Origin of the sequence: Gordonia prachuapensis (genome assembly GCF_036350515.1) — a bacterium.
Taxonomy (GTDB): domain Bacteria; phylum Actinomycetota; class Actinomycetes; order Mycobacteriales; family Mycobacteriaceae; genus Gordonia; species Gordonia prachuapensis.
In genome coordinates this window covers 42,615-56,769 of sequence record NZ_JAZDUE010000009.1, presented here as the reverse complement: position 1 = coordinate 56,769, position 14,155 = coordinate 42,615, and the positions used below count along the sequence as shown (strand labels likewise).

At 66.6% G+C, this 14,155-nt stretch carries 13 protein-coding genes; 7 read left to right on the top strand and 6 right to left on the bottom strand.

What is annotated here, in order from left to right:
- Positions 1 to 1,866 (bottom strand): HNH endonuclease signature motif containing protein, encoded by a 1,866-nt coding sequence (locus V1Y59_RS12185; RefSeq protein ID WP_330505224.1) that lies wholly within the window; start codon positions 1,864 to 1,866, stop codon positions 1 to 3.
- A gap of 1,303 nt (positions 1,867 to 3,169) precedes the next feature.
- On the opposite strand from V1Y59_RS12185, the gene V1Y59_RS12180 reads away from it, so the two are divergent.
- Complete coding sequence (locus V1Y59_RS12180) at positions 3,170 to 5,176, top strand: aconitate hydratase (protein WP_330505223.1); 2,007 nt, start codon at positions 3,170 to 3,172, stop codon at positions 5,174 to 5,176.
- Positions 5,177 to 5,182: 6 nt separating this feature from the next.
- On the opposite strand, the gene V1Y59_RS12175 is transcribed toward V1Y59_RS12180, so the two are convergent.
- Positions 5,183 to 5,821: an SRPBCC family protein gene (locus tag V1Y59_RS12175; protein WP_330505221.1), complete on the bottom strand. Its 639-nt coding sequence runs from the start codon at positions 5,819 to 5,821 to the stop codon at positions 5,183 to 5,185.
- A 109-nt stretch (positions 5,822 to 5,930) separates the two neighbouring features.
- On the opposite strand from V1Y59_RS12175, the gene V1Y59_RS12170 reads away from it, so the two are divergent.
- The 3 genes from V1Y59_RS12170 to V1Y59_RS12160 are packed head-to-tail and all read left to right on the top strand — an operon-like array spanning position 5,931 to position 7,757.
- Positions 5,931 to 6,251 carry an ArsR/SmtB family transcription factor gene (locus V1Y59_RS12170; protein WP_330505220.1) on the top strand — a complete coding sequence of 107 codons (321 nt, stop codon included), beginning with the start codon at positions 5,931 to 5,933 and terminating at the stop codon, positions 6,249 to 6,251.
- Entirely contained in the window at positions 6,248 to 7,342 is a 1,095-nt protein-coding gene (gene arsB, locus V1Y59_RS12165; protein ID WP_330505219.1) for an ACR3 family arsenite efflux transporter, read from the top strand. The genes V1Y59_RS12170 and arsB overlap by 4 nt, the downstream gene beginning before the upstream one ends.
- Positions 7,335 to 7,757: an arsenate-mycothiol transferase ArsC gene (locus tag V1Y59_RS12160; protein WP_330505218.1), complete on the top strand. Its 423-nt coding sequence runs from the start codon at positions 7,335 to 7,337 to the stop codon at positions 7,755 to 7,757. The genes arsB and V1Y59_RS12160 overlap by 8 nt, the downstream gene beginning before the upstream one ends.
- 8 nt (positions 7,758 to 7,765) lie before the next feature.
- Here the strand turns inward: V1Y59_RS12160 and V1Y59_RS12155 are convergent, their stop codons facing one another.
- Positions 7,766 to 8,185, bottom strand: a complete 420-nt coding sequence (locus tag V1Y59_RS12155) for an ArsI/CadI family heavy metal resistance metalloenzyme (protein WP_330505217.1) — start codon at positions 8,183 to 8,185, stop codon at positions 7,766 to 7,768.
- A 92-nt stretch (positions 8,186 to 8,277) separates the two neighbouring features.
- Here V1Y59_RS12155 and V1Y59_RS12150 point away from each other — a divergent pair, with 92 nt between their 5' ends.
- Together V1Y59_RS12150 and V1Y59_RS12145 are read left to right on the top strand one after the other, a co-directional pair.
- Positions 8,278 to 8,634 (top strand): Rv2640c family ArsR-like transcriptional regulator, encoded by a 357-nt coding sequence (locus V1Y59_RS12150; protein WP_330505216.1) that lies wholly within the window; start codon positions 8,278 to 8,280, stop codon positions 8,632 to 8,634.
- Positions 8,635 to 8,659: 25 nt separating this feature from the next.
- The gene (locus V1Y59_RS12145) at positions 8,660 to 10,360 is read left to right on the top strand and encodes a plasmid pRiA4b ORF-3 family protein (RefSeq protein WP_330505215.1); all 1,701 of its coding nucleotides are present in this window, start codon (positions 8,660 to 8,662) and stop codon (positions 10,358 to 10,360) included.
- A 1-nt stretch (position 10,361) separates the two neighbouring features.
- On the opposite strand, the gene V1Y59_RS12140 is transcribed toward V1Y59_RS12145, so the two are convergent.
- Positions 10,362 to 11,300, bottom strand: coding sequence for an NADP-dependent oxidoreductase (locus tag V1Y59_RS12140; RefSeq protein WP_330505214.1), 939 nt, complete (start codon positions 11,298 to 11,300; stop codon positions 10,362 to 10,364).
- Between the two features lie 346 nt (positions 11,301 to 11,646).
- The gene (locus V1Y59_RS12135) at positions 11,647 to 12,255 is read right to left on the bottom strand and encodes a helix-turn-helix transcriptional regulator (RefSeq protein ID WP_330505213.1); all 609 of its coding nucleotides are present in this window, start codon (positions 12,253 to 12,255) and stop codon (positions 11,647 to 11,649) included.
- 173 nt (positions 12,256 to 12,428) lie between these two features.
- Between V1Y59_RS12135 and V1Y59_RS12130 the strand changes: the two genes are divergently transcribed.
- Complete coding sequence (locus tag V1Y59_RS12130; protein WP_330505212.1) at positions 12,429 to 13,169, top strand: MSMEG_1198 family transcriptional regulator; 741 nt, start codon at positions 12,429 to 12,431, stop codon at positions 13,167 to 13,169.
- Here the strand turns inward: V1Y59_RS12130 and V1Y59_RS12125 are convergent.
- Complete coding sequence (locus tag V1Y59_RS12125; protein WP_330505211.1) at positions 13,158 to 14,147, bottom strand: phosphatase PAP2 family protein; 990 nt, start codon at positions 14,145 to 14,147, stop codon at positions 13,158 to 13,160. The two genes, V1Y59_RS12130 and V1Y59_RS12125, sit on opposite strands and share 12 nt — an antisense overlap.
- Positions 14,148 to 14,155 lie beyond the last annotated feature (8 nt).

Sequence of the window (14,155 nt, the reverse complement as noted above, 5' to 3'; positions counted from 1 at the left end):
TCACCGTGGGTAGGTGATGATGGTTTCGCCGGTGCGTAGGTTGCGCCAGGTGATGGTGCGGTCGGTGTGCATGGTCGGTACCCAGCCGCCGTCGTGTTTGCGGTGGTGGTCGGGTCGGCACAGCGGTGCGAAGTTGAACGGCACGCTCCAGCCGCCGGCCAGCGGGTCGGCATGGTTGAACTTCACCAGGTGGTCGAGCTCGCACTCGTGGGACGGTCGGCTGCAGTACGGGTAGCGGCAGCGCCGATCGAGGTAGGTGATCTCGGCGCGTAGTCGGTCGGACGGTCGGTAGATCAGGGCGCCGGGTGGTGGGATGTCGAACCCGCCGTGTCCGGTGGGGTCGATGGGTGGGGCCAGGGCTCGTTCGCCGACGACGATCAGTCGGCTGGCCGGTTTCGGCGTCGCAAGGGTGGGAACGGTGATGATCTTCGCCCGTTGTGCCAGGTCGGCGGCGTGGGCTGGATCGATGGCGCCGTAGCCCTGCAGACGGGTGGGTTCGATGCCGGTGGGGTCGTGCAGCAGGGTCCAGACGGGTGGGGTCGGGAGGTCGGTGGGCGCTGGGGCGGTGTCGGTTTGTTCGGTGCTGTCGGCGTCTTCGGCGTTGTCGGTGTCGTCCGCGGTGTCGGCGTCGTTCTCGGCCGTGTCGCGATCGTCGGTGCTGTCGACGTTGGCGAGGTCGGCGGCGGACTCGCTGCCGATCTCGGCGGGCGCGGTAATGGACGCGCTGTTCGGCGACCGACCATTCTCGTCGTCACCGTTGCTCGGGTCGGCCTCGCCATCGGCAGTGTCGTCGGTGGCCGTGGTGTCGATGGCGGTGGCCGGCGGGCGGTTGTCGCCCGGGTCGCCGTCGTTCGGCGACGAACTGTTCGCGTCCGCGTCCGTGTCGGTGCTTGGCGCCGACCGCTTCCCACGGCCAGTGCGGGTCTTTCCTGCGGTGCAGGTGTCGTCGCCGCATTCACACCTCAGGCTCGCGCCGGGGATGCCCACGATCTCGCCGAACGCAAGGATGCGCTGGCGACCGAGGGTGCGCGGGTCGCTCTTACAAACCCGTGCGGCGACCAACGCGCTGATGCGGTCACGCAGATGCACCCCGTGTTCAGCCGGCATGCACGCGTCGAGGTTCATGTGCCCGCCGGCCTCATTGCTGAACGTGATGTTCTCGAACGCTTCAGCGATCGCATCCCGCGACTCGGCCGCCCCGTCCGGATCCAGGCTGATCACGGCGTCGGCCAGGTCATCACGCAGTGCGGTGTCGGTGGAGGCCCGATTGCCCAGTTCCAGGGCGAGGTCTTCGAAACTGACCGGCTCATCGACCTCGGGTTGTGGTTCTGGCTGTACCTCGGCATCCGGATCGGTGTCGTCGAGGAGGTCGTCGAGGAGGTCGTCGAGGGTCGGGTCGGTCGGCTCGTCGGCCGGCTCGTCGCTGTCGGTGGTGTCGTTGGGGTTGGGCAGTTGGTCGCGCAGGTCACCTTTGGGGGCGATGTCGGCGGCGTGCACCATCACCGACATCCGGTGGGTGCTGAATTCGCCGGCCAGATACGCCATCCGGATCTTCGGGTACTCCTGCAGGGAGGCGCCCAGGGAGTACCATTCGCCGGCTTTGGTTTTGTTGATCCGCAACGCCAGGGAGATCTCGCCGACCGCGGCGTTGCGGGCGGTCTGGCCGAAGATCATGCGGTGGCGGCCATCGGCTCCGAACAGCCGCTCGTTGTAGGCTCTTTCGCCGATGCGGTAGGCCATCAGCAGTGCGCGGGCTTCGGCTTGCCGACTCAACCGCAACGCATCCCGCGCGAACGCCCCCAACCCCTCAGCGCCGACCGACGACAACAGAGTGTCGTCGGCGGTGGGGTCGGTGTAGGTGAACACGCCAGGCCTTTCACGAGTAAGAACTGATGGGCGGGAACGAAACTGATATCGGGATATCGGGTAGGTCTGACAACCTTGGTCGGTGAGCGGCTACCTGTGGATAACGTTAGGTCTGCGTTTTTCGTTTGGGTTCAGGATATCGGGTAGGTGTGACAAGTTCGGTGGTGCAGGATGATTCGCTCGTTCTGAAGGTCTCGATAACGTCCTCGCCTAGCGGCTCGGACTACTCGACCAGCGGTTAGGGGGTGCGGCTCGGACTACTCGACCAGCGGGTGGGGGTGCGGCTCGGACTACTCGACCAACGGGTGAAAGTCGCGGCCGGGTTGGTGTAGGTGAACACGCCAGGCCCTTCGTGTGGGGAGCGGTTGTGCGGGAATGGAACTGATATCAGGATATCGGGTAAGTCTGACAACTTTGGTGGGTCAGCGGCGGCCTGTGGATAATGTTGGGTCTGCGCTTTTCGGTTGCGTTCAGGATATCGGTTGGGTGTGACAAGTTCGGTGGTGCAGAGGTTTCGAGGTCTCGATACGTCCTCGCCTAGCGGCTCGGACTACTCGACCAACAGTTGAAAGTCCCGGCTCGGACTACTCGACCAACAGTTGAAAGTGCCGGCTCGGACTACTCGACCAGCGGGTGGGGTGCGGCTCGGACTACTCGACCACCGATAGGTGGAGCGGGGCGATCGATGTAGGTGAACACGCCAGGCCTTTCACGAGTGGGAAGTGCTGTGCGGGAATGGGACTGATACCAGAGTATCGGGTGGGTCGGACAATTTGGTGGGTCGGCGGCGGCCTGTGGAGAACGGGTCGGTGTGCGATTTCGATTGCGGTCAGAGTATCGCGTGGGTGTGACAAGTTCGGTGGTACAGGATGATTCGCGGCCCTAGGAGGTCTCGATACGTCCTCGCCTAGCGGCTCGGACTACTCGACCAGCGGGGGGCGGGGCTTGGACTACACGGCCAGCGGGTGGGAGCGGGTTGGACTACTCGACCAGCGGGTGGGAGCGGGTTGGAGTGCTCGATCAGCGGGTTGTGGGCGGCTTGGAGTGCTCGACCAGCGGGTTGGGGGGTTCGGCTCGGACTGCTCGACCAACGAATCAAGGTGCGGCTCGACTCGACCAACGGTTGAAAGGTGCGGCTCGGACTACTCGATATGGCCGATCCGTCGCGGCCGCCTGTTGAGCCTCAGGAAACCGAGATGCCGCGAGTCGAGACCTCGACAGTGTAGGCGCCCTCATCACTGGGTACCCCGTATCAGGAACCAGCCCGAGCGAGAACGCCCAACGTGTCGCGGAGGAGTGCACGATGCCCGAGAATGTCGCACGCAAGCTGATCGGTGCGCATCTGGAATCGGGGGAGATGACCCCGGGCGAGGAGATCGCCATCCGGATCGACCAGACCCTCACCCAGGACGCCACCGGGACCCTCGTCATGCAGGAGCTCGAGTCCCTCGGCCTCGACCGTGCACGGACCGAGGTCAGCGTCCAGTACGTCGACCACAACCTGCTGCAGACCGACGAGAAGAACGCCGAGGATCACGAGTACCTGCGCACGGCGTGCGAGCGCTTCGGCATCTGGTTCTCCAAACCCGGCAACGGTGTCTCCCACCCGACGCACATGCAGCGCTTCGGCATTCCGGGCAAGACGATGGTCGGATCCGACTCGCACACGCCGGCGGCGGGGTCGCTGGGAATGCTCGCCATCGGTGTGGGTGGACTCGAGGTGGCCCTGGCCATCGCCGGCCGCCCGCTGAACATCCGCATGCCCGAGATCTGGGGTGTACGGCTCGAAGGCAGGCTGCCGGACTGGTGCTCGGCCAAGGACGTGATCCTGGAGATGCTCCGCCGCCACGACGTCAAGGGTGGCGTGAACCGGATCATCGAGTACCACGGCCCGGGCCTGGAGACGCTCACCGCGATGGACCGTCACGTCATCGCCAACATGGGGGCCGAGCTCGGTGCCACCACCACGGTGTTCCCCAGCGACGACGAGGTTCGGCATTTCCTGCGCGCAGAGGGCCGCGAGGACGACTGGATCGAACTCGTCGCCGACGACGGCGCCACCTACGACACCGAGGAGACCATCGACCTCGGCGACATCGAACCGCTCATCGCGAAACCGTCGTCCCCCGGCAACGTGGTGCCGGTACGTGAGGTGGCCGGCGAGGACATCTCGCAGGTGGTGATCGGGTCCAGCGCGAACCCCGGACTGCGCGACTTCGCGATCGCCGCCGCCATGGTCGACGGGCGCCAGACGTCGCCGGAAGTGAGCTTCGACGTCAACCCCACCTCGCGGGAGATCCTCACCGACCTCACCAAGATGGGCGCCACCACCAGCCTCGTCATCGGCGGTGCGCGCATCCATCAGGCCGGCTGCATGGGCTGCATCGGCATGGGACAGGCACCGGCCACCGGCCGCAACTCGCTCCGCACGATGCCGCGCAACTTCCCCGGACGCTCGGGCACCAAGGAGGATTCGGTGTGGTTGTGCTCGCCGGAGACCGCAGCCGCCTCCGCGCTGACCGGCGTGATCTCCGACCCCCGCGACTGGGCGCGTGACACCGACGTGGCATACCCGGAACTGGACTTCCCGCAACAGCATTCGATCAACACGGCGATGCTCGTGGAGCCGCCGCCCGCAGCGGAGGCGGCCGAGGTCGAGCCGGTGAAGGGCCCCAACATCTCGAGCCTCCCCGAGCTGGACGCGCTGCCCGACAACATCGAGGCACCGGTCCTGCTCAAGGTCGGCGACAACATCTCCACCGACGAGATCTCGCCGGCCGGTGCACGCGCACTTCCCTTCCGCTCCAACATCCCGAAGCTCGCGGAGTTCAGTTTCACCCAGGTCGACGACACCTATCCGGACCGCGCCCGCGGCGCAGACGCCGGGCACGTCATCGTCGGCGGTGACAACTACGGGCAGGGGTCGTCACGCGAACACGCCGCCATCGCACCCCGCCACCTGGGACTTCGGGTCGTCATCGCGAAGTCGTTCGCGCGCATCCACTGGCAGAATCTCGCCAACTTCGGTGTTCTGGCAGTCGAATTCGACGATCCCGCCGACTACGACGGCATCGACCGCGACGACGTGGTCCGTCTCGAGGACGTCCGAGATGCCCTCGACGCCAAGGACACCCTCACCGTCCGCAACATCACCAAGGATCGGACGTTCACTGTGCGGCACCGGTTGTCGTCGCGGCAGGTCGCCGACGTCCTCGCGGGTGGGTTGATCCCACGCCTGGCCGCCGAGGAGCATTCCGACGAGCACCGGGCCGAAGAAACCGTCCTGCAGGACAGCGGCGAGATCAGTTGACCGGCATCACCGTAATCGCCGCACAGCTGCTCCATCATGCATGTGCTCCGCTCGATGCCGGATGCCCAGCAACATCTTTCGCTCCATGATCAGAGATCCCGCCTCCATCGGCAGCATGCCGATCCGATCCCGCAGCCGAGGCAGACGATAACGGTTGCGGCTGATCAGTCGGCACGTGCCGTCGGCGCGGTCGACGATCGTGAACGCCCAGACCCAGTTCCCGTCCGCCGAGCGGATCGCGAACGCCTCACCGGGGTTGGCGATCTCGATGATCATCCGATTCGGACCGAGGTCGACCTCGGTGCCGATCGTCGGATGCTGGAACGCGTCGAGCACCACGTCGCTGCTGTGCATGTGCAACCCGAGCAGGTTCTCCACCCAGTCGTAGGTGTAGGCGCCTCCTCGCGGATCGGGCCCCATCTGCACGAGCCACGGGTACACCTGCTGGGGTTGCGCGGCAACGGTGATCGCCCGGGTCGACACGCCGTCGGCCCCGGGGAGTAGTTCGTCGCCGCGCAGGGCCGCCGACACCTCGTCGGGCGTGGCGCCCCACGTCAGTATCAGCCTACGCAGAAACCACTGGTAGACGACCGCCGCGGCGGCACTGGCAAGACCGCCGACGACGATGGCCGCTCTGGTCCTCATGCCTTCATCCTGCTCGGCCGCGGGCGCCATGTCGTGGGCCTTTCGGCACACATTCGGCGTCTCACCTGGCCGGTTGCCGACTGGCATCGATGACTGTCAATATAGACGGGTGTCGATACAGGAAATCGGTCTGGATGTCGCGGCCGGCACCCTACGTGCGCTCGCCGACCCGGTTCGGCTGCGGTTGCTTCACGAGTTGGCGCAGAGACCGGGCGGCGAATCGTGTGTCTGCGACCTGCTCGGGCTCGTCGAACTCTCCCAGCCGACCGTCTCGCACCACTTGAAGGTCTTGCGCGAGGCGGGGCTCGTCGCCAGTGAGCGACGCGGCACGTGGGTGTACTACCGGGTGATTCCCGAAGCGCTGCAACCACTCTCCACACTCCTGGCGAGTATGGCCGAGGTGTCGGGCACTGCGCAGGACTGCCGATGAGCGGCGACACCGCGGTGGTCGGCCGCCTCTCGACGCTGGACCGGTTCCTACCCGTCTGGATCGGCGTGGCAATGGCCGCCGGGCTCCTGCTGGGTCGTGCCGTACCCGGCCTGGGCGACATCCTCGGCGCCGTCGAGGTCGACGGCGTCTCGGTCCCCATCGCTCTCGGTCTGCTGATCATGATGTACCCGGTGCTGGCGAAGGTCCGCTACGACCGACTCGACTCCGTCACCGGCGACAAGCGCATGCTGATCGCGTCACTCGTCCTGAACTGGGTCGTCGGCCCGGCGCTGATGTTCGCGCTCGCCTGGCTGCTGTTGCCGGACCTCCCGGAGTACCGAACCGGCCTCATCATCGTCGGGTTGGCCCGATGCATCGCGATGGTGATCATCTGGAACGACCTCGCCTGCGGGGACCGCGAGGCGGCGGCAGTGCTCGTCGCGCTCAACTCGGTGTTCCAGGTCATCATGTTCGGCCTGCTCGGCTGGTTCTACCTCTCGGTGCTGCCGGGCTGGCTCGGCCTCGAACAGACGACGATCGACACCTCGCCGTGGCAGATCGCGATGTCGGTGGTGATCTTCCTCGGCATCCCGCTGCTGGCCGGCTATCTGTCGCGGCGCATCGGGGAACGTACCCGTGGTCGCACGTGGTACGAGGAGCGGTTCCTCCCCCGGATCGGCCCGTGGGCGCTCTACGGTCTGCTGTTCACCATCGTCGTCCTGTTCGCACTGCAGGGCGACCAGATCACCAGCCGCCCCTGGGATGTGGTGCGGATCGCGATCCCCCTGCTGATCTACTTCGCGGTGATGTGGGGTGGCGGCTTCGCGCTCGGCGCCGCGCTCGGCCTCGGGTACGAACGCACGACGACGCTGGCATTCACCGCCGCGGGCAACAACTTCGAACTCGCGATCGCCGTCGCGATCGCCACCTACGGTGCGTCGTCCGGGCAGGCCCTCGCCGGGGTCATCGGCCCGCTGATCGAGGTTCCCGTGCTCGTCGGACTGGTGTATGTCTCACTCGCACTGCGACAACGCTTCACCGGCCCCACTCCACAACCCGATTCCGAGAGCGAGGCGATCCGCGATGCCTGACGACGGCACGAGGCTTCCCGACGTGGTGTTCGTCTGCGTCAGCAATCGAGGTAAGTCGGTGATGGCCGAAGGTCTCGCGCGCCTCGACGCCGCCGACAGCCTGCACGCCTCGTCGGCGGGTACGAGCGCGAAACTCGGTGCGTCGCCGAATGAACTGTCGGCGCAGGTACTCGACGAAGTGGGCATCGACATCTCCGCCCACCGGCCTCGGCAACTCACCGATGACCTGATGCGCGCCGCCGACCGGGTGGTGATCGTCGGCACCGCCGAGGTGACACCACCCGATGGCGTCACCGTCGAGGTATGGGACGTCGACGAACCGTCGGCCCGGGGAATCGACGGGATCGATCGGATGCGGCTGATCCGCGACGAACTACGTTCCCGGATCGCCGATCTCGCGGTTCGTCTGCGCTGACCGGGTTCTCAGCAGCAGGCGCTGCGTTCGGTCTCGGCACCGTCGGGCACGTTGCAGAGCACGTCGGCGTCGCCCAGCACCGTGTAGAACTCCCAGTCCTCGTCGTCGGGGCCGCTCACCCACGTCTTGTCCTGTGTCGCATAGCAACACGCGGTGCCGAACTCCTCGGCCGTCGTCAATCCCTCCGCGCGCAATCGTTCGATCTCGGAACGGACTGCCTCTGTGCTCTCCACTTCGACGCCGAGATGGTTGAGCGAGCCGCCTCGACCAGGGTTCTCCATCAGCACCAGCTTCAACGGTGGGTCGGCCACCGCGAAGTTTGCGTATCCGGGCCTACGCTTCGCCGGCTCGGTGCCGAACATCTTTCGATAGAAATCCACCGCTGCGTCCAGGTCGTCGACGTTGAGCGCCAATTGCACTCGTGCCATGGTGATCGCCTCCATTGGTAGTTCGACATATGTCGAATTCGATGGTGGCACGTATTCGACATATGTCAAGGTCCTGCAGGTATGCTGGTCAGATGCCGAAGACCCTGCCCGTCATCGATGTGACTTCCCCGGTCTGCTGTGCGCCCGTGTCGGCGGAACCGATGGGTGCGGACGCGGCGCTCGAGGTGGCCCTCCGACTCAAGGCGCTCGCCGACCCGGCGCGGCTGCGACTGATGTCGATGCTGCTCACCAGCGACGTCGGCGAGGTGTGTACCTGCGACCTGGCGGCTGCTGTCGGGCTGTCCGAGGCCACCGTCAGCCACCATCTGACGCAACTGCGCAAGGCCGGGATGGTGGTGTCGCAAAGGCAAGGCATGAACGTCTTCCACCGCGCACGACGCGACGCGATGGAAGCGCTGCGACACGTCTTGACTCCCGACTGCTGCTGAGCAGAACTGGTTAGACTCGTCGGCAATGAGCTCCGACAAGCGTGCGCGGCGCGCCAAACGTGCTGCCAAATCCCGCAAGCGACACACGCATGGTCACGAGAACAAGGTCGTGGGGTTTCTCCGCGGCACCGACCTCAACAGTTTGGTCGGCTCATTCCGGACATGGCTGGTCGAGACTGACTTCTACGAGAATGACGCCGACCCCGCGGTACTCGCCGAGGCAGCCGCGGCGATGGGCACTGCGGCGTACGAGCGGAGGTCGGATTTCCAGCCCGACTGCTGGACGGTCTCCGACGTCGACGCGGCGATCGGCTTCGCCGAGGAAATGGAAGAGCTCGACCCCGACGCGCCCAGCGCGGCGCTGCCGGTCTTCGCGCTGCGTGCGTTCCTCGACTTCCTCCGAGAGACCGACCGATGGGCCGGGCCAGAAGATCTCTGTGACGTCGTCATGGACGTCGTCGACGAAGCGCTCGTGAGCTACCTGACCGACCAGCACCTCGACGTCGACGACGTGGACCCCGTCGAGGAGGAAACAGCGTTGTCGGGGCTGGAGGTGATTCGGCGCCTCGATGCCCTGTTGGCCTGGGTCGGCAGTGGTCGCCCGGCCACCGAGGAAGGATCGCTCGACCCGACCCTGCTGCAGGATGCATCGAACGCGATCGACCTCGGGATGCCCGACGCGGTCGAGACGATGGGCGACCATCCCACACTGGCTGATCTGTGGGTACTGGCCGAGGTCATCGGCCTCATCGCCGTGAGGTCGGGGAGTGCCGAACCCGGCCTGCGGGCCCAAGAATGGAGCTCCGGACCGAACGTGGAGATGCTGCGCGAGACCGCTGAACGCGGGCTCGAGGCGAAAGTCGCCGCGTGGGAGTCGGAGGCGATGCAGGAAATAGCGGTGACGGTCCTGCGGCGTGGGCTCACCAGACTGCCGCTGCACGAGGACGATATCCGGGCGGACGATGACACCGTCCCGGACACACGACTGGCCCTCGAGATCATGGCCTACGTCGCCGGGGAGCTACAGGCCGACGGGTGGCTGCACCTCGCCGACGACGGCGGTTACGTGGTTCCGTCGGCCCTGCGACTGGTCGTGAGCAATGCGGTCGAGGTTCTGTCGAACAAACTCAATCCGGTCCCGGTGGTCACCCTGCAGTTGGAGATGCCCGGCATCGAACCGCCTGTGTCGCGTCGGGTCGAGGTGACCGGCCTGCTGTCACTTATCGGTGTGCACGACCTGATCCAATCGCTCATGTCGTGGAACGACAGCCACCTCCACCGGTTCAGCGTGTACCCGCGCGACGACTCGCTCCCGTTCATGCCCCAGTCCGCCATCGACGACGGCCTGGTAGGGCGCTCGGAAGCGATCCCCGAGGACCGGGTGCCGATCGGCGTCATCCTCGAAGAACCCGGTGCACAGCTGCTCTACGAGTACGACTTCGGAGACGGCTGGGAAGTTCTCGTCACCTTGGAGGCGGCGAGGCCGCCGGTCGGTGACGTCGACAACTACCTGCTCACCGTCATCGACGGGACCGGCACGGCACCGTTCGACGACGTCGGTGGCGCCGGCGGCTGGGAGGTGTTCGTCGCAGCGGTGACCGATCCGACCCACGAACAACACGCCGAACTCCGGGACTGGGCCGGACTGTCGCCCACGGCGCCGTTCGACCCCACCGCCTTCGACGTCGAGGCCGCGAACCGGGCCTTGGAAGCGGATCTGACCTGACTTACGGGATGAGCGCGACCTTCCCGCCCGGATGACCGCCGGCAACCAGCCGAAGTGCCGCCGGAGCGTCGGCCAGGGGATAGGTGCGGGCCATCGGCACCATCAGATGACCATTGCGGGCGAGACGAATGAGGCTTGCGCGCACCGTATCTCGGAACATCAGACTCTCCGGTCGCGACCCGCCGAGGGCGACGAACCCCTCGGCGTCGGCGCGCCGGGGTGCGACGATCGTGACCACTCGCGAACGGTCGTCGACGAGCTCCAGCGAGGTGTCGATGGCCTCGTCGGTGCCGACCGCGTCGAGCGCGGCAACGACACCGTCGGGCGCCGCGGCGCGAACCCGGTCGACCAGACCCGGGCCGTATTCGATCGGCAGACCACCGAACTCGCGGACCCGTTCGGCGCTGTCCAGTCCGCAGGTGCCGAGCACCGAGATCCCGCGGAGCCGCGCCATCTGCAGAACCGCGACACCCACGGCCCCCGACGCCGCGTGCAGCAGGACGGTCTCGCCGCGTTCGACCCGAGCCGCCCGGAGCATGTCGGCTGCCGTACACCCGGCCAGCAGCAGGTTGGCTGCCTCCGGGAAGTCGACCGTGTCGGGTTTGGCGAACACCTTGTCGGCGGGCACCGTGAGCGCGGTCGCGTATCCGCCGCGCACCCGGAACGCGAGCACGGCATCTCCGAGCGCGGCTGCACCCGAGGCGATCTCGGTGTCCGGTCCGATGTCGAGGATGGTGCCGGCCACCTCGTAGCCGATCGGCAGCGGCAGCTCCGCGGGATCGCCGTCTCGTTGTGCGTGCTTGAGATCGGCCGGGTTGACCCCGGCCGCCCGGACCTCGATGGTGACCTCGCCGGGGCCCGGCGCCGACAGTTCGTCCTCGACGAACGCGAAGTCGTCGAGTCCGGAGTACCCGGTGGCCACCCAGCGATGTGTCCGCATGGTGCCAGGCTACGGAAGGAGACTTCAACCGCGCCGTCCGCCAACGACTGATCGAGTTACCCCCAACCGCCTAGCGAGTGCACCCCTGAGTCGCTGATCGAGTGCCCCCGTCAACCGCCTACCGAGTGCACCCCTGAGCCGCTGACCGAGCGCCCCCCCAACCGCTGATCGAGTTAGGTGACGAGCGGCAGCGAGGAGCCGTATCGAGATCTCGTATGGTGCTGGGATCTCGATACGCCCTCGGCTAGCGCCTCGGGCTACTCGATCAGCGGTTTGGCACTCGATCAACGGTTGGGCGACTCGATCAACGGTTGGGGCGGGGGCGACTCGATCAACGGTCAGCCCGTCAGACGGCCAACTGCTCGGGCAGCACCCACCCGTCGGCCATGAACTGCAACAACAGCTGCGCCTTGTTGCCCACCTGGCGACCGGCGTCGCAGTAGCGCTGCGACACCCGGCGGTAGTGTGCCCGCACGGTGCTCTCCGCGACGTAGTGCGTCTGCGCGGTCTCGCGCAGGGTCGCGCCGAGAGCGTAGGTGGTGAGGATCTCGAGTTCACGCTCGGTGACATTCACCCGGCTGCGCAGTTCCGGCCGACGGCGGGCCGCTTGTTCGAGGAGCCGCTCGAGCTGTCGTGCGGCGAGCGGCGAATCCGCGATCGCGACCCCGGGGGCGTCCCGCAGGTCCACGCCGATCGCGGCGATGAGGCAGTTGCGCATCCCGCGCAGTGCCCGGAACCGGGCCAGCTTGTCCGCCGAGCGCACGATGGCGATGGCCGGCGGGAGTGGCTCCGGATGCGCATCCAGATCGACGACGACAGCGTGATACCCGAGGCTCTCCACAAGCGCGACGAGTGCGGCGTCGCTGATGTCACGCTCGGCGACGATCGCGACCGTCGTCGGACTGGGTAGCGGGTACAGCGGCACCCGGAGTTCGCGGTCGATCTGGCTGGTCATGGGTTCCCCTGGATTGGAGATCGGACAAGTGAATCAAAGCTTCCTTCATTGCACCGACAGGTTCAGCAGTTCTTGTGACCAGATCTGCGACGTTTAAGCCTCGTTGTCACCTGAACGGTTGGTTCTGATGTCAGATCACGCATGACCAATCGAATCGGGGGAAGATTGCGCATGTGGGACATCGGATACGTATTCTCATCGCCTCGCCCCTGGGCCAGGTCATCGCGAAGCCGCTGGAGTCCGCGTACGACGATGTGATGGTCGAGGTGGCCACCGGCCAGGACGAGTTCGTTCGCCGGATCGCCGGACGTGTCCGGTTCGACGTGGTGACCGCGGACCTCATCTGGAACCGGCCGTCGATGGAGTGGACGTTCGACGGGCTGGACGTCATCGACGCGCTGCGTCACGCGGATCGTTTGGCCCCCGTCCTGCTCACCACACAGGGACACAGCATGGAGCGCGATCATCTCGAGGAGGCGCGGCTGCGGCCCGAGGTGTCCGGGGTCCTCGCCAAGTCCGAGGGCCTGGTGCCGTTGATGAGCGCGATCCGCACCGTCGCGCTCGGACAGCGGCTGACCGCGGCCGACCACGTGAGCGATCGACGGCCCCCGCTCTACGAGCTGTTCGTCGGGCGTCGCGGCCATACCGCCGCCCGTCTGGCGGGGGCGATCGCCTCCGGCAACGCGGCCGACAGCGCGTCGCTCGCAGCCGCCGCGAAGGTGTCCCCGAATACCGCGAACAAACTCACCAGCCACTACCTGGGACCGATCATCACCCAGCGTCGCGAGCACGACGACCGACTGCCGCTCACCCAGGCGACGGTGTACCGATGGTGCGGCCTGCACGCTAGGTACATCGTGAGCTGGTGTCGACGGCACGGACACTCGGATGTGCTGGGGCAGTTACCGCGCTGAACTGTCGTCGCGAGCCGCAGGGCCGTCACCGATCGAGACCCGCTGCAACGTCCACCAGAAAACCAGCCCCGACGCAATCGCCCCTGCCGCGGAGAGGAGTTGGGCGCCGAGGAAGTAGTTGTACTCCGCGGCGTCATCCATCTGTCCGTTGCTCCACGTGAGCGACCAGAGCGCGAGACCGACACCGGTCGCGATCACGAACAGGACGACCCAGAACCAGACGATGACCCGGCGACCGACGATGTGCTCCGGCGGTCCGGCGTCGGTGATCGTCAGGTATTTGGTGCGCACGCCGACGACACAGACCACACAGGCGACGACCAACGCGATCGCATCGGCGGTGAGGGTGTCGGAGAAGCGATGCCATTTGGCCGTGATGGTGTAGGCGCCGACGCCGATCACCCACGGCATCACCACCAACACGGTGAGTCCGCGCAGCCGGAACGGTGTCACCAGCAGGACGGCCAGCAGGATCGTCATCGCCGCGGCGGTGTGGCCGCTCGGCAGGCTGTTCTGCACGTACTGAGGCGATGCGTCCACCAGTTCGGGCCGGGGAAGGACATAGCTCTTGAGGACCTGGACGATCGCCTGCCCGCCGCCGATGATGGCGAGTGCGGCCAGGCCGACCCAGGGTTGGCGGCGCAGCACCGCGACGACCAGCAGTGCGAGCATGGCGATCACCATCGACGTGATCGTGATGGTGCCGAGCACCGAGTCGGCCGGGGCGGTCATCGCCCGTCCCGCCTGATCTGCTCCGCGCAGTGCAGCGTTCTCGATCCGCTGGCCGGTCACCGTCCGCACCGCCAGCAGGTAGCCGGCCACGCCGACCGCCGCCGCGACGACGCAGATCAGCAGCCAGCGAATGATCGTGTGGGGGTTGCGTTGTGGCCGCGCCTCGGCTGGTGGGGATGCGGGCGCGGTGTGCTCCGCCGGGTTGTGCAGGACCCTGTCCTCTCCGTGGTGTTCTCGGTCGCACAACCTTTGCA